Below are 18,674 nucleotides of genomic sequence, written 5' to 3' on the forward strand. Positions count from 1 at the left end.
GACACCGACCGTGCGAGGTGTTCAGAGCGGGGCGCCGCATACAGCTCGGCAGTGAGGCTGGCGGGCTGGCGGGCTGGCGGGCTGGCGGGCTGGCGGGCTGGCGGGCTGGCGGGCTGGCGGCCAACCTAGCCCGGGCAGACCGCCTCAGCTCGGCGCCCGCTCGGACCGGCGGCCAACCCGGCCCAGGCAGATCGCCTCAGCCCAGCAGCCCGCTCAGCCCAGCCCGGCGCCCGCTCGGACCGGCAGTCAGCCCAGCCCAGGCAGACCGCCTCAGCCCAGAGGCCACCTCGGACCGACGGTCAGCACAGCCCCGGCAGCCGGCTCGACCCAGCAGCCCACTCAGCCCAGCCCAGCGCCCAGCTCAGCCCAGCGGCCAGCTCAGCCCAGGCAGACCGCCTCAGCCCGGCGCCCGCTCGGACCGGCAGGCCCGCTCAGCCGAACGGCCGGCCCGGACCGACGGTCAGCACAACCCCGGCAGCCCGCTCGGCCCGGAGGCCGGCTCGACCCGGCCGTGTTCATCCGGTGGGCCCCAGGCCCAGCCGCGTCACCACCTCCGCGTCGGCGAGGGCACGCGCGGCCTCTCTCGCCTCGGGCGCGTTCGTGGCGGAGAGTGCTGCTTCGGCGATGGCCTGGCAGCGGGCGAGGGTGTGGTGGCGGAGGGCGTGGCGGACGGCGGGGAGGGCGGGGGCGGACATGGAGAGGCTGGTGATGCCCATGCCGGTGAGGGCCAGGGCCATCAGGGGGTCGGCCGCTGATTCGCCGCAGACGCCTACCGGTTTGCCCGTCGAGTGGCCGGCGCGGGCGGTCGTGGCGGCGAGGGCGAGGACGGCGGGCTGCCAGGGGTCGAGGAGGTCCGCGAGTTCGCCGCGGAGGCGGTCGGTGGCCATCGTGTACTGGGCGAGGTCGTTGGTGCCGAGGGACACGAAGTCGACCTCGGCGAGGATCGCCGCCGCCTGGAGCGCGGCGGCCGGTACCTCGATCATCACGCCGACGGTCCGGATGCCGTGGGCGCGGGCGAGCCGGGCGAACGTCCGGGCCTCGGCGGGTGTGGCGATCATCGGCGCCATCACCCAGACACGGGACTGTTCCGCCGCCGGCAGCGCCCGGGTGGCCTCGCCGAGCGCCGCGAGCTGTTCCTCCAGCAGCTGGGGGTGCGTGCGGACGAGCCGGTAGCCGCGTACGCCCAGCGCCGGGTTGTCCTCGTCGTCGTGGGCGGCGAACGCGAGGGGTTTGTCGGCGCCCGCGTCGAGGGTGCGGATCACGGTCTTCGCGCCGGCGGTCGCGGCCAGGGCCCGGGTGTAATGCGGGAGTTGCCGCTCGCGTGGGGGCGCGGTCGCGGCGTCCAGGAAGAGCACCTCGGTGCGGAAGAGTCCGACGCCCTCGACGGCGGCGGCGTCGAGCTGCTCGATCTCGTGCGGGGTGCCGACGTTGGCGAGCAGCGGCACGGGGTGGCCGTCCGCCGTCGCACCCGGCGCGGTGTCCTCGGCGAGGAGGCGTTCGGTCTCGGCCCTGCGGTGGACCGCCTCGGTGAGGGCGCGGTCCGGGTCCGGGGTGACGGTGCCGTTCGCGGCGTCGACGGCGACGAGGGTCCCCTCGGGGATCAGGGTCGCGCCGGTGGCGCGGACGACGCAGGGGATGCCGAGCTGCCGCGCGATGATCGCGGTGTGCCCGGTGGGGCCGCCCGCCTCTGTGACGAGGGCGGCGACCTGTTCCAGGTCGAGGGCGGCGGTGTCGGCCGGCGAGAGGTCGGCGGCGCACACCACGGACCGCTCCCGCAGGGGCGGCAGTCCGGGGGCGGGGTGTCCGAGGAGGCGTGCGACGACGTGGTCGCGGACGCTGCGCAGGTCGGTGGAGCGTTCGGCGAACAGTCCACCGGCGGCGGTGAGCATCGCGACGACCTCGCCGACCGCCTCGTCCACGGCGGCTGCCGGGCCCTGGCCGTTCTCGATCCGGGCGCGCACCATGTCGGCGAGTTCGGGGTCGGCGGCCATGTCGGCCGTCGCGGCGAGCACCTCGCCGAGTGCGCCCGGTGCGGCGGCGGCCCGCTCGGCGAACTCGCCGGCCACCTCCGTCAGTGCCGTCAGTGCGGCGGCGATCGCCTCGGGGCCGTCCGCCGGGCCGGCGAGCCGGTGTGCTTCCGGTGGGAGGGCTGGGGCGGGGCGGACCAGGGCGAGCGGGGCGATGACGGCGGTGCGGCCGACGCCGATGCCGGACACGGTCCTCGGCGGGTGGGGGGCGGTGCCCATCACCGCTCGTCGAGTTCGGTGGCGAGCAGGGCGGCGAGGTGGTCGAGCGAGGGCCCGGCCGTCTCGTCGTCGGAGGCGAGGATCACGGTCTCGCCCTCCTGGAGGCCGAGGCTCATCAGCATGAGGGTGCTCTTCGCCGGTACCGGGTTCCCGTCCGGTCTGCGGATGCTGACCGGGAGGCCGGCCGTGGCGGCGGCGCGCGCGAAGGCCGCCGCGGGGCGGGCGTGCAGGCCCTGGGAACACAGGACGGTGGCGTGTCGCTCCGGCATTCCTGACTCCTTCTGTCTCTCGTTCGGTGGGGAATTCCGTGGGTGATATCGACGATTTCTCAGGCCGTCATGGAGGGGACCGGGATCGGCGGGACGAATCCCACGTCGAGGACCGCTGTGCGGTTATCGGTGATCTCGACGGTCGTCACACTGCAATTGCCCAGTCCGGCGCGGCCGTCGTGTCCGAGGTGCGCGAGGTAGGTGACGAGGGTGACGCCGTGGCTGACGACGAGGACGTCACCCTCCGGATGGGTGCGTACGATCCGTGCGAACGTGCCGGTGACGCGGGCGAGGTAGTCGGCGGCGGGTTCTCCGCCCGGCAGACCGGGGTGCGTTCCGTCGATCACACTCGCAAAGAACGTGTGCGGGTCGACCTGTCCGTACAGCTCCGGTTCCGGCCGGGCCTCCAGCTCGCCGAACGAGTACTCCCGCAGTCCGTCGTCCGTCCGCAGGGGCAGGCCGTCGTGGTGGCGGAGGATCTCCCGCGCGGTGGCCGTCGTCCGGCCGGACGGGCTGGACCAGGCGGCCGTCAGCTCGATCCCGGCCAAGTGGGCGGCGGTCGCGCGCAGTTGGGGACGGCCGTCGTCGGCCAGCGGTGAGTCGCACCAGCCCTGGAGGCGGCCGGCGGCGTTGTACTCGGTGCGGGCGTGGCGTACGAGGTGGAGTCTCATGAGCGCGCGCCGGCCGGCTCGGGGGTCGTGACCTGCCGGCGTATCCCGTCCAGGGCCGTCATCACCGCGACGCTCTCGTCCAGCGGCATGAGCGGGCTCTCCAGGGCGCCCTCCCGGATGCGGCGTTCGACTTCGAGGGCCTGGAAGTGCAGGCCCCGGCCGGGGAAGGCCGGCGGTTCGAAGCGGCGTACGGGAACGCCGGGGCGGCCCGCGTCGTAGACCGTGAACCCGGTGGAGGTGAACCAGTAGGGGGCGATGTCGATCCAGCCGTCGGTGCCGACGAGGGCGGCGCCGTTCGGGCCGGGGGTGTCCATGGCGGTGAGGGTGGTGGAGGTGCGGCCCTGTCCGTGGCGCATCAGGACGGACGCCCGGGTGTCGACGCCGGCCGGTGTCGTGGCGCCCTCGGCGGTGATCTCGTGGGGTGCGCCCAGGAGGTGGAAGGCGAGCGAAATGCCGTACACGCCGAGGTCCGCGACGGCTCCGCCGCCGAGCGTGGGGTCGTGGTGGCGGCCGGTCGGGGAGTCGTCCAGTTTCTGGAAGTGGTGGGTGACGACGCCGCGCAGCTCGCCGATCGTGCCGCGGGCGAGTTCGGCGCGGAGCTCGGCGGCAGTGGGCAGGAAGCGGGTCCACATCGCCTCCATCGCGAACACCGAGCGGCGGCGGGCGGCGTCCACGACCCGCCGTGCCGAGGGCGCGTCGGAGGTGAACGACTTCTCGACGAGCACCGCCTTGCCCGCCTCGATCGCGAGGACGGCCTGGTCGGCGTGGAAGGGCTGGGGGGTGGCGATGTACACGGCGTCCACGCCGGGGTCGTCGACGAGCCGCTCGTAGGACCCGTGGGAGACGGGAACGCCTCTCTCGCGGGCGAAGCGCGCCGCGCGGTCCGGGTCGCGTGCCGCCACCGCCGTCACCCGCAGGCCGGCGGCGAGGAGGTCGTCGGCGAAGACCCGGGCGATCTTGCCCGCGCCGAGGATTCCCCAGCGAATCCCGTCCGTTCGCATACACAACTCCTCGCTGCCGTTCGACCGGGTCCGGGCAACAAAAAAGACCCGGGCGCGGCTGTCGTACGACAGCTCGTCCCAGGTCTCGCCCGGCTCACACCGGTAACAATCCGTGAACCGCACCGTAACGTCGGGGCGCGCGGGGCGTCAACAGGCAGACGTGCCCGAAAACGGTCTTGCGCGATCTATGGACAGGGAATAGCCCGGGGTCTACTGTCTCGCCCCAAGGCGTACCTCGGTACCCCTTTTCGAAGCTGGGATTGTTACTGGGCCGCAGGCAAGACCCGAGCTGAGATCCGCTGTTCCTGCCGTTCACCGGTGTTCTCCGGTGTTCACAGGAACGGCATTCAGGATCTCGGCTCGGGTCTTTTTGTTTTCAGGAGGAGCCGTGGCAACGGGCAGCAAGTACGAAGTGATCGCCGAAGACGTCCTGCGGGGAGTCGGCGGCAAGGAGAACGTCAGATCCGTCGCGCACTGCGCGACGCGGCTGCGTTTCGTCCTCGACGACCGTTCCAAGGTCGACAAGGAGGCCGTCGAGTCGACGCGCGGTGTGATCGCCGTAGTCGAGGCGGGCGGTCAGTTCCAGGTCGTCGTCGGCAACACGGTCGGCAATGTGTACGAGGTGCTCGTGGAGCGCGGCGTCCCCGAGGCGGGCGGCGGCTCGGCCAAGGGTTTCCTCCCCCGGGCGATGGAGCTGGTCACCAGCATCTTCACCCCGTTCCTTTGGACCCTGGCGGCGGTCGGACTGCTGAAGGCGCTCCTCGCGGTGGTCGTCGAGTTCAGTCCCTCGTTCAAGGGGACGTCGACGTACGCCATCTGGTTCACGGCCGCCGACGCCGCGTTCCAGTTCCTGCCGGTGATGCTGGCGGTGACCGCCGCGAAGCGGTTCAAGGCGAACCAGTTCACGGCGATGGGGATCGCCGGCTCGCTCATCTACTCCGCGACGATCGCCGTCGTCCCCGGCGCGGACGGCACTGCGCAGACGCTTCTGGCGTTCGACCAGGCGGGGGGACAGCTGACGTTCCTGGGTGTCCCGGTCGTCATGGGTACCTATCTGTCCTCCGTGATCCCGATCATCATCGCGGTGTATGTGCAGTCGCGCATCGAGCGGTGGCTGGAGCGGGTGATCCCGACCGTGGTGCGCAACTTCACGGTTCCGCTGGTCACCCTCGCGGTCGTGGTCCCGGCCGTGTTCCTGGCCATCGGACCGGTCGCGAGCTGGGTCGGTGAGGGTGTCTCCTCGGGGGTCGAGCGCCTGTGGGACCTGGCTCCCTGGGCGGCGGGCGGGGTGTTCGGCGGCCTGTGGCAGGTCCTGGTCATCTTCGGTCTGCACTGGGCGTTCGTCCCCGTCATGGCGCAGGAGATCTCCTCCAACGGTCACTCCGTGCTGATCGGCGCGGTGTTCCCGGCGGTGCTGGCCCAGGGGGCGGCGACCTTCGCGGTCTTCCTGCGGACCCGCAACCGCGACCTCAAGGCCGTGGCGGGTCCGGCCGGCCTCTCCGCGTTCGTGTCCGGCATCACCGAGCCGGCGATCTACGGCGTCACCCTGCGCCTGAAGCGGCCCTTCGTGTTCGCGTCCATCGGCGGCGCGGTGGGCGGCGCGATCGCGGCGGCGGGGAACTCGGGGGCGGACGGCTTCGTCGCGCCCGGCGCGCTCACCCTCGCCTCGACGCTGGGCGTCGGCAGCTTCGCCCTCCAGCTGACCGGCTGTGCGATCGCCGTGGCCATCGGCTTCGTCCTCACACTCGTCCTGGGCTTCAAGGACCTGCCCGAGACGCCGGGGACAGCGGCCGGCGACAGCCCCGAGGCCAGGTCCGGGCAGGCGGCGGACGACGGCTCGGTGACCCTCACGGCGCCGGTCGCCGGCCGGGTGATCCCGCTGTCCGAGGTCCCCGACAAGGTCTTCGCGTCCGGCGCGATGGGCTCGGGCCTCGCGGTGATCCCCTCCGAGGGCAAGGTCCACGCGCCCATCGGCGGGACCCTCGTCAGCGTCATGCCGCACGCCTTCGGCATCCGCAGCGACGCCGGCGTGGAGGTGCTCGTGCACATCGGCCTCAACACCGTCGAGCTCAAGGGCCGGGGGTTCACCCCGGCGGTCGTCCAGGGCCAGCGGGTGGAGGCGGGCGACCTGCTCACGGACGTCGACCTGAAGACGATCACCGACGCTGGCTACGACCCGCTGACCGTCCTGATCGTGACCGACGCGGCCGGCCACTCCGCGGTGGTGCCGACCGCCACCGGCGAGGTCCGGGCCCGGCACGCCGCCCTCGACCTGATCGGCTGACCACCTCCCTCACCCCCGGAGAGAACACATGACCGGCCCCACCCCCCTGCCCTTCCCCGAGACCTTCCTGTGGGGCGGCGCGACCGCCGCCAACCAGATCGAGGGCGCCCACGACGCCGACGGCAAGGGCCTGTCCATCCAGGACGTCCTGCCCAAGGGCCTGATGGCACCGCGGACCTCCCGCCCCACCCCCGACAACCTCAAGCTGGAGGGCATCGACTTCTACCACCGCTACGCCGAGGACATCGCGCTCCTCGCGGAGATGGGCTTCAAGGTCTTCCGCTTCTCCATCGCCTGGAGCCGGATCTTCCCCAACGGCGACGACGAACTCCCCAACGAGGCCGGTCTCGCCTTCTACGACCGGGTCCTCGACGAGCTGGAGAAGCACGGCATCGAGCCGCTCGTCACCATCTCCCACTACGAGACGCCCCTGGCCCTCGCGGAGAAGTACAACGGCTGGACCAGCCGGAAGATGATCGGCTTCTACGAGCGCTACGTCCGTGTCCTGTTCGACCGCTACGGCCGGCGCGTCAAGTACTGGCTGACCTTCAACGAGATCAACTCGCTCCTGCACTTCCCGATCATCGGCGGCGCGATCCTCACCCCGCCCGAGGAACTCTCCCGCCAGGACCTCTTCCAGGCCATCCACCACGAACTGGTCGCCAGCGCCCTCGCCACCCGCATCGCGCACGAGACGATGCCGGACGCGCGGGTCGGCTGCATGATCCTCGCCATCCCCGTCTACCCGCTCACCCCCGACCCAGCCGACGTGCAGGCCGTGCTGGACGCCGACCACGCCAACCTCCTCTTCGGCGACGTACACGTACGCGGCACGTATCCGGGCTACGCGCTGCGGCACATGCGGGAGAACGGCATCGAGCTGGACATCACCGACGAGGACCGCGAGATCCTCAGGAACACCGTCGACTTCGTGTCGTTCAGCTACTACATGAGCGTCTGCGAGACCGCCGACCCCGAGCGGCGGCAGACGGGCGAGGGCAACATCATCGGCGGGGTCAGCAACCCGGCGCTGCGGGCCAGCGAGTGGGGCTGGCAGATCGACCCGGCCGGCCTCAGGATCGTCCTCAACCAGTTCTGGGACCGGTGGCAGAAGCCGCTGTTCATCGTCGAGAACGGGCTGGGCGCCAGGGACGAGCTGGTCGAGGCCGACGGCGTGCCCACGGTCCACGACGACTACCGCATCGCCTACCTCAACGACCATCTGGTGCAGGTCGGGGAGGCGATCGACGACGGCGTCGACGTCCTCGGCTACACCCCGTGGGGCTGCATCGACCTCGTCAGCGCGAGCACCGCGCAGATGAGCAAGCGATACGGCTTCGTGTACGTCGACCGCGACGACGACGGCGAGGGCACCCTCGCCCGGCACCGCAAGAAGTCGTTCCACTGGTACGCCGACGTCATCCGGACCAACGGCGCGAGCCTGGACCGGGGCGACGGGAGACTCTGACCCCGGCAACCCCCGTGGCCGTGCCGGGAAAGGGGACTATTGTTCTCCTTCCGGCGCGGCCAGATAGGACTCACGCAACGATGCGCGTCAAGAAGGTGTTCAACAACAACGTCGTCCTCGGCGTTGACGAGCACGGCGCCGAGACCGTTCTCATGGGCCGGGGGCTCGGCTTCCAGGTCAGGCCGGGGGACGGGCTGGACGCCGGCAGGATCGAGCGGCACTTCGTCCCGCAGGCCATGCCCGCCGAGCGGCTCGCCGCGCTGGCCGCAGCGATCCCCCTCGACGAGATCGAGGTGATGGAGGAGGTCGTGGCCGACGCCCGGGAGCGGCTGGGCGCGGACATCAGCGAGCACGTCCTGCTGCCGCTGGCCGACCACGTCCACCTGGCGCTGGCCCGGGCCCGCGTGGGAACCCAGATCGAGTACCCGCTCAAGTGGGAGATCGAGAACCTGTACCCGGCGGAGGCCGCCACCGGCAGGGCCGCCCTCGACATCATCGAACGGCGCCTCGGGGTCCGCCTCGACGGGGACGAGGCGCTCCCCCTCGCCCTGCACTTCGTCAACGCCCAGATCGGCTCCGGCTCCGGCGGAATCGCTGCGACGATGCAGATGACGCAGTGGCTGCGGGTCGCCCTCGAAACGATCGGCGAGCGCCACGGCGTCGAGATCGACCAGCACTCCCTCGCCGCCGCCCGCTTCATCACCCACCTGCGCTACCTCTTCCTGCGCGCCCGGGACGGCAAGCCGACCCCGGAGGTGGGCGACGGCATCGGCGAGGCCGTCCGCCAGGCCAAGCCCCTCCAGTACGCCACCGCCGAACGCCTCGCGCACAAGATGGAGGAGATGTTCGCCTGGACCGTCGGCCGCGAGGAGATCCTCTACCTCGCCCTGCACGTCAGCCGGCTGACGGCACGCGACGACTCGACGGAGGACACCCGTGCCGACACCTAGCGACGACGCCGAGACGGCGGCGGCACTTCTGCGCGCCGTCGGCGGCCGGGAGAACGTCACCGGCCTGACCCACTGCTTCGTCCGGCTCCGCTTCCGACTCCGCGACCCTGCGGCGGCGGACGTCGAGACCCTCACCGCACACCCCGTCGTCGCGTACGCCACCTGGCAGCTCGACGAACTCCACATCGCCCCACGCCGCGGCCTCTTCCGCCTCTACGAGGAACTGGAGAACCTCCTCGGCGAGCCGGCCCCGGACTGAGGCACGGGTGTCCGGGGCCGCCACCCGCGCCGCTACGGTACGGCGACCTCGATGACCTGGCCGTCCGTCGTGGCGACGGCACTGCTGCTGCTCAGGGCGTCGTAGCAGCCGTGGACGGCACGCCGATGATGACGGAGTCCGCGTGCCACGAGGGGTCCCCGACGCCGATCGTGATCCGCAGGGTCACCGTCACGTCGTCGGCCCGGGTGGCCGACGAGCGGCGGCGACGGTGGCGGTCCGCTTCGTACGGAACATGTGTGGCTCCTTCTCAGTTGTGGGGCCCGGGTTGCGCACACACGGCTGTCATATCTTTCAACAAACTTCGTCACAACAGCCTCGAATCCGAATGACGGACCGTCAACTCACTCTGACTGAAAGACAGTTGCTCAGAACGAATGCCAGAGCGCCACGGCCAACTGGGCGTCGATCGCCTCCATCGTCGTCAGGTAGCCGTCGCCGATGCGGTAGTGGGGGGTGACGTGGTTGCGGGTCGACTGGAGTGCGGCGATGGACAGGCCGGACCAGTTGTTCTCGAAGTCCACGGCGTTCACGTTGAGGAACGGGCCGCCGCCGGTCGGCCGGTTGCTGCTGATGACCGACGATGTGCCCGTGGTGTAGGACTGGCTGTTACGGATCGCGTCGCTGACGCGGTTCGCGATGAAGTCGAACCGGGCACCTTCGGCGAACGCCTGCGTCAGGATCAGCAGCGCCCGTGCCTGGTCCCGGCCCGCCGAGGTGTAGCGCGCGCTGCCCAGCTCGCGGATCGAGCCCTGGATGGTGGTCAGGGAGATGCCCAGGCTGTCGCGGCTGATGGCGGCGTGCCTCTCCATCCCGTTGTAGTTGACCCAGTCGTCGAGTTCGTTGGCGCGGGCGCCCGCGTAGGTGCTGGGCCCCTCGCCGAGCCGGTAGTACTGGTTCGTGGCGTCGTTGCGCCAGCCGACGATGTACAGGTTCCTCGCGTTGAAGACCAGCGTGACGCTGTTGTGCTCGTCCATGACCAGGGAGACCGGGAAGTAGTCGTCCACATTGCGGGCGAGGGTGATGCCGCCGTAGAGCGGAGTGCCGTTCACCCGCCGGCGGAGGTCGTCGATGATCCTGTCGTAGCGGTGGGCGATCTCCGAGTGGACACCGGTCGCCATCTCGTAGCTGACGCCGTCGGTCGGTGTGGTCGCGGAAGCCAGTTTGACGTCGTCGCCGAGCGAGGTGTGCGGCGCCTGGGAGAGACCGGTGACGGCGAGCGCGCCGACGAGTACGGCCGGGATGACGGTTCTGGGGCGGATCTTGCCCAGGACGGAGGATCGGGACATGGCGCTGTACTCCTGTGGTGTGGGTGGGGATGGTGTGGTGCGGGTCCGTCAGAGGGTCGAGCGCAGGTGGCTGACCGTGACGAAGTGGAAGCCCTGGGCCGTGAGGACGCGCAGGATCTCGGGGACGGCGGCGACCGAGGTGGGGTGGATGTCGTGCATCAGGACGACGTCGTTGCGTTCGGCCTTGCCGATGACGGTCCGCGCGACCTTCGTGGCGTCGCGGTACTTCCAGTCCTCGGTGTCGACGTCCCACAGCACGGGCGACAGCGTGGTCGCGGCCTTCACGTGGGCGTCGACGGCGCCGTAGGGCGGGCGGAAGACGGTGGGCTCCTTGCCAGTGGCGGCCTTGATGGCGGCGCTGGTCCGGTTGAGCTGGTAGGCGATCTGCTCGGAGGTGAGCTTGGTGAGGTCGGGGTGGCTCCAGGAGTGGTTGCCGACCTCGTGCCCGGCGCGGGCCTCGGCGCGCACCAGGTCGGGGTGGGCGGCGACGTTCTGGCCGACGGTGAAGAAGGTCGCGCGGGCCTTGTACTGCGCGAGATGGGTCAGCAGGGTCCCGGTCTCCGGGACGGCCGGGCCGTCGTCGAAGGTCAGCGCGATGCACTTCACCTGCGCGCAGTCGGTGTCGTCGTCGCCGGATGCGGTGTGGGTGGGGACGGCCGGCTCGGGGGTGTGCGTGGCGCCGAGGTCGAGCGTGCTGCTCGGCGTCCCGGTCTGCCGCTGGACGCGCGCGCCGAACGCGGACAGCCAGGGCGTGACCGTCGCGCTGGGCAGGACGACGACGTAGACCCCGGCGGCCGGGACGCCGACGTCACCGCGGTCGAAGGTCAGCCGCAGTCCCCCGTTGGCGGTGAACTCCATGTCGTCGAGTACGGCGGCCCGCTCGGCCTGGTCGGCGAACGTGCTGTCGAGCGCGGTGCCGTCCACCCCGTCCCGCCCCTTGAGCCGGCTCTCGACCTCGGTGAGAAAGGCGTCCCGGGAGGCGTCGGCGATGAGCCCGAGGGCCGTCCGGTAGGCGCCGGCCTTCCCGTCGTACCAGTACGTCGCGCTCGACAGCCCGGAGCCGGCGGCGCTGGTGTCCTGGGTGGTGAGCCGGACGCCGAGGACGTCGCCGGAGGCGACCAGGAAATGGAGGCTGATGTTGAACTCGGGGCCCTCCGCGCCGGACGCGCACCCGGCGGAGCGGAACGTGGCCAGGCGCCGCTCCACGTCCTTCTTCATCACGGCCGTCATCGCCTCGGCGCCCGGCACCTCCGGGTAGCTCGTCGCGAACGCGCAGGACTGCTGCTCGCTGCTGTCGCTGACGATCCTCAGGCCCTTGATCTTCGACGGGTCGACGACATGGACGGAGCCGGCGGTGGCGGCGGACGCGGACTCCGCGGCGGAGGACCTCACGTCCGGGACACCGGACGAGCAGGCCGCCGTCAGCGAGAGGGCGCCGATCAGCAGGACCGACGGGACGAGGGAGTGAGTGCGCATGGGACCAGAACCTGAGGGAGGAGTGGGGCCGACGTCACCGGCGGGGTGAATCGGTTGTTCTGGTCAGGACTGTGCAGGTCGGAGACGTTTTTCAGCGACGGGAGCAGACCCCTGAAAAATCGGGGCGGCGGGCGTTCCCCGCCGAGCACCGGTGGTTCGCCCGCCCGTTCAGCACAGTTTCCGGTACGGCGCGTCGGGGACGTACGTCCGCCACTGGGCCTCGCTGAGCCCGCCGCCGGTGCGGGCGCAGATGGTGTGGATGGCCTGCTTCGGGGCGAGGGGGAGATGCCACAGGGGGACGTGGGGGCTGGTCGCGTAGAGAGTTGCGGTGTCCGGGGTGAAGGCGAGGGAGGTGATGCCGTCGCCGGGTGTGGGCTGGTCGCCGCCGAGGGGCTGGCCCCCGGCGGTGTCCCACAGCCGCAGGGTTCCGCCGCTGCCGCCGACGGCGAGGGTGGCGCCGTCGGCCGAGAAGGCGAGCGCCTTCACCGCTTCCGGCTCGCCCTGGGAGACCGTGTCGGCGGTGCCGGTGAGCGCGCCCGTGCGGTCGCGCAGGCCGCCGTCCCAGAAGGTGACGTGCCCGGTGCCGTCGCCGACGGCCAGCAGGGTGCCGTCCGGGCTGAACGCCAGGGCGGTCACGTCGCGCCCGTCGGCGAGCGCGCGTCCCGTGACCTTCGCGGAGTCCGGGTCGGCGTACTGGCCGTCCGAGCCGACGACCAGGTCTCCGTCCGGCCGCACGGCGAGGGTCTGGCCGGAGAGACCGCGCAGGGTGGCCGTCTGACGGCGGCGCCGGACGTCCCACACCTCCGTCATGTGGTCGTCCGTGGAGGCGCGGGCGACCAGCAGGGTCCGGCCGCCCGGCCCGAGGGCGAGCGCGGTCGCGGGGCGGTCGGCGGCACCGGAGGTGTCCAGGACCGTACGCGCCTTGTGCGCCCGGACGTCCCACACGGTGAGGCGCAGGCGCAGCGAGCCGTGCGCGGAGTACGTGTCGGCGACGGCCAGCTCCCGTCCCTCCGGGCTGAAGGCGAGGAGCGGGACCTCCCCGCCGGACTGGCCCGGCAGGGTGCCGAGGGAGCTGTGGGCGAGGACCGCGCCGGTGCGGGTGGAGAGCAGATCGAAGCGGTAGCCGTCGCCGGAGCGGGCGAGGGTGGCGAGCGTGGCGCCGTCCGGGCTCAGCACGCCGGAGTCGGTGGCGGCGGAGTGCCAGGGGGCGCCGAGCGAGTCGGCCAGGTCGAGGGTGTGGACGGTGGCGCCGTCCAGGTAGCGCAGCAGGTGCCGCCCGCCCGGGTCCCAGGTCAGGCCGGCGGTGTCGGCCCCGGCGAGGGGCTGCCGGAAGATCTGGGTGCCGCCGGTGGCCAGGCGCCACACGGCGAGTTCGCGGCCGTCGGAGGTGGCGAGGAACTCGCCGTCCGGGGAGAGGCCGGCCTCGGTGAAGCCGGCGTCCTGGGCGCTGGCGAACTCGTCGAGCGTGCGCCCGCCGCGGACGTCCCACACCCGGACCGTCGTGCCGTAGACGGCGGCGAGCCGCTTGCCGTCCGCGCTGAAGCGGAGCTGGCGGGTGCCGTTGTCGGCGCCCGAGCCGGTGCCGCACAGCAAGCGGTCGGTCTTCTCCCAGTCGCCGGTGAGGCGTTTTCCGCGGGCCGTGTCCCAGAGTTGGAGCGGGCCGTCGGCGGGGCAGAGGGCGAGCAGCCGGCCGCCGGGGCCGACGGCCGCCGCAGAGAGGGTGCGCGGGAGGCCGGTGGTGAAGAGGGTCTCGCCGTCGGACGTGCGGTGAAGCCGGACCGTGCCCGGCCCGTCCACCGGCCCGGTGAGGTAGGCGCTCCCGTCGGGCGCGCTGCTCTGGAGGGCCGTGCCGCCCAGTTCGGCGGCGGAGGCGTCGCGGGGGAGGTTCCACAGTTTCTCGGCGCCGTCGGGTCCGATGACGTCGAGGTAGGCGGAGCCGGGGCCCGCGCCGGCCACCTCGGTGCCGGTCGGCAGGCGGTGGGTGGCCGTGGCCCGGTGGGCGGCCACGTTCCACAGGGTCACCGTGGCGCCGTCGACGCTGAGCAGGGTCCGGCCGCCGTCGGTGAGGAAGCGCCGGACGTCGTTGCTGGAGCGGGGGTCGGTGAAGGCGTCGCGCTGCGGCTGGGCCAGGGCGCCGAGCAGGGCCGAGCGGGACTCGGTGAGGGGGGCGATCCGCCAGGCCGCGACCCCGAGCAGGGCGGCGGTGCGGGGGTCGGTGGAGCGCAGTCCGTCGGCGACGGCGGCCACGCGGCGGGCGGCGGCCTTCGCGGCCTCCTCCTGGCTCACCCGGTCGCGCTCCCAGGCGATCAGACCGGCGACCAGTGCCAGCACGAGCACCGCGGACAGACCCACGATCAGGGAGCGGGTCCGGCGCAGCGTGCGGTTCTCTGCCTGGCGCTCGGTCTCGCGGGCGGCGAGGGAGGCGGTGAGGAAGGATCGTTCGGCGGGGGTGAGGTCGTCGTCGGGCGCGGGAGCGGTGCCGCTGCCCGGCACGGGGACGGTGAGGTCGCCGTCGGGCGCAGGCGCGGTGCCGCTGCCCGGCACGGGGACAGTGAGGTCGTCGTCCGGCGCAGGCGCGGTGCCGTCGCCCGGGGCGAGCGCGGTGAGGTCGTCGTCCGGCGGAAGGGCGAACAGTTCCTCCGCGCGGGCCAGCCGTGCGCCCCGGTACAGCGCGCCGGGGTCGTGTGCGAGGTCCGCCCAGCCGCGTGCCGCCTCGCCGAGGCCGCGCTGGGCGCGCAGCCGGTCCCGGTCCTCCTCGATCCAGCCGGTGAGCCGGGGCCAGCCGGTGATCAGCGCCTCGTGGGCGAGTTCCACGGTGTCGCCGTCGAGGGTGACGAGGCGGGCGTCGGCGAGGTGCTCCAGTACTTCGGGCGCCCCGTCGCCGAGTTCGGCCCGGGAGGCGGGGCGACGTGTGTCGGCCGTGCCGTCTCCGGGCGCGATCAGCCGGAGCAGGATGCGGCGCGCGGTGCGGGCCCGGTCCGGCGGGAGTTCGCCGTACACGTGCTCGGCGGTGGCCGCGATCGCGCCCTGTACGCCGCCCGTCTCCTCGTACGCCGCCAGGGTCAGCAGCCGGGCCCGGCGGCGGCGCCAGGTCTCCAGGAGGGCGTGGGAGAGCATGGGGAGGGCGCCGGGGCGGTCGACGACCTCGTCGACGACGCGTGAAGTGAGCGCGCGTTCCACGTTCAGGCCGGCTGTGGCGGCCGGGCCGGTGATGACCTCGCGCAGTTCGTCCCGGGTCATCGGCCCGACCAGCAGACTGGCCCGGCAGACCGCGTCGGCCAGGTCGCGGTGGCCGGCGCAGTGGCCGTAGAAGTCGCCCCGGACCGCGATCACGACCCGCAGGCGGCTCTCCGGGCGGCGGGAGGCGAGGAGGAGGTCGAGGAACCGGTCGCGTTCCCCGCGGTCCGAGCAGAGGGTGAACAGCTCCTCGAACTGGTCGACGATCACCCAGGTGTCGAGGTCGCCGTCGCGCGGGACGAGCGCCTTCTCGTGGGCGGACGCCGGCCGCTCCCCCGGGGTGAGCACGCGGATCACGGCGGGCCGCCGGTCGCCCTCCTCCTGCCGCAGCCGGGGGATGAGCCCCGCCCTCAGCAGGGACGACTTGCCGCTCCCGGACGGTCCGAACACCGCCGCGAACCGGTGTCCGCGCACCAGCTCCACCGCCTCCGAGACCAGCGCGTCCCGGCCGAAGAACAGGTCGCTGTCGTCCGCCTCGAAGCGGGCCAGCCCCCGGTAGGGCGGCCGTTCGTCCGGCGCGGGCTCCCTCAGCAGCGCGTCCGTGTCCCGCCAGCGCCGCTCCCATTCCTCCGGGTCGGCGTCCAGCGCCTCGGCGTACGCCCGCACCACCGCCAGCGACGGCAACTGCTCGCCGGCGGCGGCCTGCGACATCGCGGTGATGGAGTACCCGGCGCGCCCGGCCATCTCCCGGTACGGCGGTTTCCCCGCCTTCTCGCGGAGTTCGCGCAGCTCGTACGCGAACCGCTGCACGGGCCCGGCACCGGGGTCGACCGGCTTCTCACGTCGTCCCACGAATGCCTTCCCGGTGTCCGAGGCCAGCTTTGAAACGCTTCAGGAGCGAGCTGCCGCCCAAGGTACGTTTCCGGCCGATCCCCTCGCAATTCGCGTCCGCATGATGTGCCGGGGAGGGGTGGACACCCTTATTAACACCCGGGTCGGCGGCGGGGTGAGGTCAGGTGGAAATCCGGATTGTCCGGCGGGGACGGGGACACGGACGCTTCGGGGCGAGCACTTTCACTTTGCCGAAGGGAACTGTTGTGTCGACCGAAGCACGGGGCGGACTCCCCCGCCGATCGATCCTGGCCGCCATGGTGGCCGCCGGCGTCGTGACGGGCGCGGGCGGACTGGTGCTGGCCGGCGCGCGCAGCGCCGTGGCCGCGCAGGGCGCGGACATCAGCTGGCAGATCACCAGCGAGCCCGCCGACGCCCGGGTGCAGTACGCCACCCTGATCAACGGCATCCGCCAGGCGGTCTCCGACCACCGGGTGCGGCCGGACGGCGGGCGGCCCGTCGACGTCACCGCGAGCGACGGGACGAACCAGTTCATCACCGTCGACCTCCAGGCGGAGGACCGGCCGGAGTTCCTGCGGCTCTTCGTGCGCCGCTCGGACGCCTACATCCTGGGGTTCCGGCCGGGTGCCACGAACGGCGAGGGCACCGTGCAGCTGGCCGACGCCTTCTTCACCCTCGAAGCGGGCGTGCAGTTGCCGGGCGCCACCGCCACCAACACCCAGACCCGTTTCAACGGGCACGCGAGCTACAGCAGTCTGCCCACCCGCAACGGCATGCAGATCTCGCCCACCTCCCTCAACAACGCGGTGCTGACCCTGCACAACGCCTCCACGGTCAAGATGGACGACGCCGAACCGGCGCTCCTCCAGCTGATCGTGGCGCTCGCCGAGGGCGCGCGGTTCCGGGAGCAGGCGGCCGAGACCGCGACGGCCTTCGGCCGGGGTCTGCCGTTCACCGTCACCCCCCAGCACATGGACCGGCAGAACAACTGGGCCAGGGCGAGCACCGCCCTCCTCGGCGCGATCGCGCTGGGGGAGGCGGTCCTGACGCCCGAGATCGAGATCGGCGAGGTCGTCTACGCGACCGTGCGCGCCCTCACGGCCCTGCTCATGCTGGCCCACCACTCGGGCAAGAACACCCGGGGGCGGGGTCTCGCGGAGGGCACCACGTCCTTCGTCGCGGCCGACGGGACCGGTGACCACCGGACCGTGCAGTCCGCGATCGACGCCGCTCCGTCGGGCGGGAGCCCGTACACCGTGTTCGTGGACAAGGGCGACTACCACGAGGTGATCACGGTCCCCGCGAACCGGCGGTGGCTGACGCTCATGGGGGTCACCGGCGTCGCCGAGGACGTCGTCGTCCACAACACGAGGGCGCACGGCATGCTGAAGCCGGACGGCACCCAGTGGGGCACCGAGGGGAGTGCCGTCGCCACGTTCAAGGCGCCCGACCTGACCGTGCGGGACCTGACGGTGTCCAACACGTTCGACCCGGTGGCGCATCCGGAGGTCGACGAGTTCGAGACGCAGGCGGTCGCGGTGGCCGCCAAGGGCGACCGGCAGGTGTACCGCAACGTCCGGATACTCGGCCGTCAGGACACCCTGCTGGTGAAGGGGGAGACGCCGACGACCGAGGCCCGGCAGTACTTCGTCGAGTGCTTCATCCGGGGCAGCGTCGACTTCGTCTTCGGCAACGCCACGGCGGTGATCGACCGCTCCACCCTGCACATGCTGCCCTGGCCCGGCGGCACGATCCTGGCGCCGAACACCGACTCCCGGAAGAAGTACGGCATCCTCGTCACGGGCTGCACGATCGCCTCGACCGCGCTGCCGAGGACGATGTACCTCGGCCGCCCGTGGCACAACGCGCCCGAGGTCCAGCCGCAGGCGGTGGTCCGCGACACGCTCGTGGCGGGGGCCGTCAACGACCCCCAGCCCTGGACCGACATGACGCCGGACTACCACTGGTCGCAGGCCCGGTTCAGGGAGTTCGACAACTCGGGCCTGGGAGCCGGTCAGGGGGCGAACGCGCCCAAGCTGACCGCCGCCGAGGCCGCCGACCACACGGCGGAGAAGTACCTGGCCGGCTCCGACCGCTGGAACCCGCTCGCCGGCAACGGGGTGGGGGGTATCGGCTGACCTGCTACATGCCGCGCACCTCGTTCGTCGTCCACCAGATCGCCAGCTGGGTGCGGCGGGCGAGGCCGAGTTTGGCGCGGATGTTGTCGATGTGGCCCTCGACCGTGCGGGCGGAGAGGACGAGTTCGGCGGCGATCTGGCGGTTGGTCATCCCCTCGGCGACGAGGGCGGCCACCTGCCGTTCCCGGGCGGTGAGGCGTTTGAGTGCCGGTGGGAGGTCCGGGGAGAGACCGTGGCGGACGGCTCGCTCCGGGCTGTCGCACAGGCCCCGGCTCTCCTCGAACAGCTTCGTGTAGACGGCCGGGCCCAGGGCGGCGACGGTGTCCTCGACACAGCGGGCGTGGTCCTCGGCCATCCTCGGCCCGAACGCGGAGAGGGAGCTGCCGGCGTCGTGCCAGAGGGCGGCGGCGGCACCGAGCAGCCCGGCGGCGCGTTCGTGGCCGCCGCGCTCGGCGGTGGCCCAGGCGAGGAGTTCCAGCATCCGGGCGACCATCGCGTGGTCGTTGAAGCCCCGCATGCACTCCAGCGCCGCCCTGGCCCGCTCCTCGGTCGCCGCGCTCTCCCCACGGGACCAGG

At 72.4% G+C, this 18,674-nt stretch carries 13 protein-coding genes; 5 read left to right on the forward strand and 8 right to left on the reverse strand.

Annotated elements, in window-relative coordinates:
- Positions 1-515 precede the first annotated feature (515 nt).
- From ABZX85_RS11925 to ABZX85_RS11940, 4 genes are read right to left on the reverse strand one after another with little or no spacing between them, the layout of a single operon-like run.
- Positions 516-2,246 carry a putative PEP-binding protein gene (locus ABZX85_RS11925; RefSeq protein ID WP_355865458.1) on the reverse strand — a complete coding sequence of 577 codons (1,731 nt, stop codon included), beginning with the start codon at positions 2,244-2,246 and terminating at the stop codon, positions 516-518.
- Positions 2,246-2,515: an HPr family phosphocarrier protein gene (locus ABZX85_RS11930; protein WP_355865461.1), complete on the reverse strand. Its 270-nt coding sequence runs from the start codon at positions 2,513-2,515 to the stop codon at positions 2,246-2,248. Before ABZX85_RS11930 ends, ABZX85_RS11925 begins: the two co-directional genes overlap by 1 nt.
- 59 nt (positions 2,516-2,574) lie before the next feature.
- Entirely contained in the window at positions 2,575-3,186 is a 612-nt protein-coding gene (locus ABZX85_RS11935; protein ID WP_355865464.1) for a histidine phosphatase family protein, read from the reverse strand.
- Entirely contained in the window at positions 3,183-4,187 is a 1,005-nt protein-coding gene (locus ABZX85_RS11940; RefSeq protein ID WP_355865467.1) for a Gfo/Idh/MocA family oxidoreductase, read from the reverse strand. Before ABZX85_RS11940 ends, ABZX85_RS11935 begins: the two co-directional genes overlap by 4 nt.
- A 388-nt stretch (positions 4,188-4,575) precedes the next feature.
- On the opposite strand from ABZX85_RS11940, the gene ABZX85_RS11945 reads away from it, so the two are divergent.
- From ABZX85_RS11945 to ABZX85_RS11960, 4 genes are all read left to right on the forward strand, one after another.
- Positions 4,576-6,471: a beta-glucoside-specific PTS transporter subunit IIABC gene (locus ABZX85_RS11945; protein WP_355865470.1), complete on the forward strand. Its 1,896-nt coding sequence runs from the start codon at positions 4,576-4,578 to the stop codon at positions 6,469-6,471.
- Between the two features lie 28 nt (positions 6,472-6,499).
- On the forward strand, positions 6,500-7,939 hold the full coding sequence (locus ABZX85_RS11950) for a glycoside hydrolase family 1 protein (RefSeq protein WP_355865473.1): 1,440 nt from the start codon (positions 6,500-6,502) through the stop codon (positions 7,937-7,939).
- 80 nt (positions 7,940-8,019) lie between these two features.
- Positions 8,020-8,889, forward strand: coding sequence for a PRD domain-containing protein (locus ABZX85_RS11955; RefSeq protein ID WP_355865476.1), 870 nt, complete (start codon positions 8,020-8,022; stop codon positions 8,887-8,889).
- Positions 8,876-9,148, forward strand: a complete 273-nt coding sequence (locus ABZX85_RS11960; RefSeq protein WP_355865479.1) for a PTS transporter subunit EIIB — start codon at positions 8,876-8,878, stop codon at positions 9,146-9,148. Before ABZX85_RS11955 ends, ABZX85_RS11960 begins: the two co-directional genes overlap by 14 nt.
- Before the next feature lie 386 nt (positions 9,149-9,534).
- Here ABZX85_RS11960 and ABZX85_RS11965 read toward each other — a convergent pair whose 3' ends face one another.
- The 3 genes from ABZX85_RS11965 to ABZX85_RS11975 form a co-directional block, all read right to left on the reverse strand.
- On the reverse strand, positions 9,535-10,455 hold the full coding sequence (locus ABZX85_RS11965; RefSeq protein ID WP_355865482.1) for a ribosome-inactivating family protein: 921 nt from the start codon (positions 10,453-10,455) through the stop codon (positions 9,535-9,537).
- Positions 10,456-10,503: 48 nt separating this feature from the next.
- A complete protein-coding gene (locus ABZX85_RS11970; RefSeq protein ID WP_355865485.1) occupies positions 10,504-11,931 on the reverse strand; it encodes a polysaccharide deacetylase family protein in 1,428 nt (475 codons plus the stop codon).
- Between the two features lie 168 nt (positions 11,932-12,099).
- Positions 12,100-15,960 (reverse strand): helix-turn-helix domain-containing protein, encoded by a 3,861-nt coding sequence (locus tag ABZX85_RS11975; protein ID WP_355865488.1) that lies wholly within the window; start codon positions 15,958-15,960, stop codon positions 12,100-12,102.
- A 245-nt stretch (positions 15,961-16,205) separates the two neighbouring features.
- Between ABZX85_RS11975 and ABZX85_RS11980 the strand changes: the two genes are divergently transcribed.
- Entirely contained in the window at positions 16,206-18,098 is a 1,893-nt protein-coding gene (locus tag ABZX85_RS11980; RefSeq protein WP_355865491.1) for a pectinesterase family protein, read from the forward strand.
- 4 nt (positions 18,099-18,102) lie between these two features.
- Here the strand turns inward: ABZX85_RS11980 and ABZX85_RS11985 are convergent, their stop codons facing one another.
- Entirely contained in the window at positions 18,103-18,615 is a 513-nt protein-coding gene (locus ABZX85_RS11985) for a helix-turn-helix transcriptional regulator (RefSeq protein WP_355865494.1), read from the reverse strand.
- Between the last annotated feature and the right edge of the window lie 59 nt (positions 18,616-18,674).

This window comes from Streptomyces sp. NPDC004539, assembly GCF_040610055.1.
Lineage (GTDB): Bacteria > Actinomycetota > Actinomycetes > Streptomycetales > Streptomycetaceae > Streptomyces.

Bases quoted from the DNA above. Each gene is read 5' to 3' on its own strand.
- ABZX85_RS11925 (WP_355865458.1), bottom strand. From the start codon at position 2,246: ATGGGCACCGCCCCCCACCCGCCGAGGACCGTGTCCGGCATCGGCGTC.
- ABZX85_RS11930 (WP_355865461.1), bottom strand. From the start codon at position 2,515: ATGCCGGAGCGACACGCCACCGTCCTGTGTTCCCAGGGCCTGCACGCC.
- ABZX85_RS11935 (WP_355865464.1), bottom strand. From the start codon at position 3,186: ATGAGACTCCACCTCGTACGCCACGCCCGCACCGAGTACAACGCCGCC.
- ABZX85_RS11940 (WP_355865467.1), bottom strand. From the start codon at position 4,187: ATGCGAACGGACGGGATTCGCTGGGGAATCCTCGGCGCGGGCAAGATC.
- ABZX85_RS11950 (WP_355865473.1), top strand. From the start codon at position 6,500: ATGACCGGCCCCACCCCCCTGCCCTTCCCCGAGACCTTCCTGTGGGGC.
- ABZX85_RS11955 (WP_355865476.1), top strand. From the start codon at position 8,020: ATGCGCGTCAAGAAGGTGTTCAACAACAACGTCGTCCTCGGCGTTGAC.
- ABZX85_RS11965 (WP_355865482.1), bottom strand. From the start codon at position 10,455: ATGTCCCGATCCTCCGTCCTGGGCAAGATCCGCCCCAGAACCGTCATC.
- ABZX85_RS11970 (WP_355865485.1), bottom strand. From the start codon at position 11,931: ATGCGCACTCACTCCCTCGTCCCGTCGGTCCTGCTGATCGGCGCCCTC.
- ABZX85_RS11985 (WP_355865494.1), bottom strand. From the start codon at position 18,615: ATGCGGGGCTTCAACGACCACGCGATGGTCGCCCGGATGCTGGAACTC.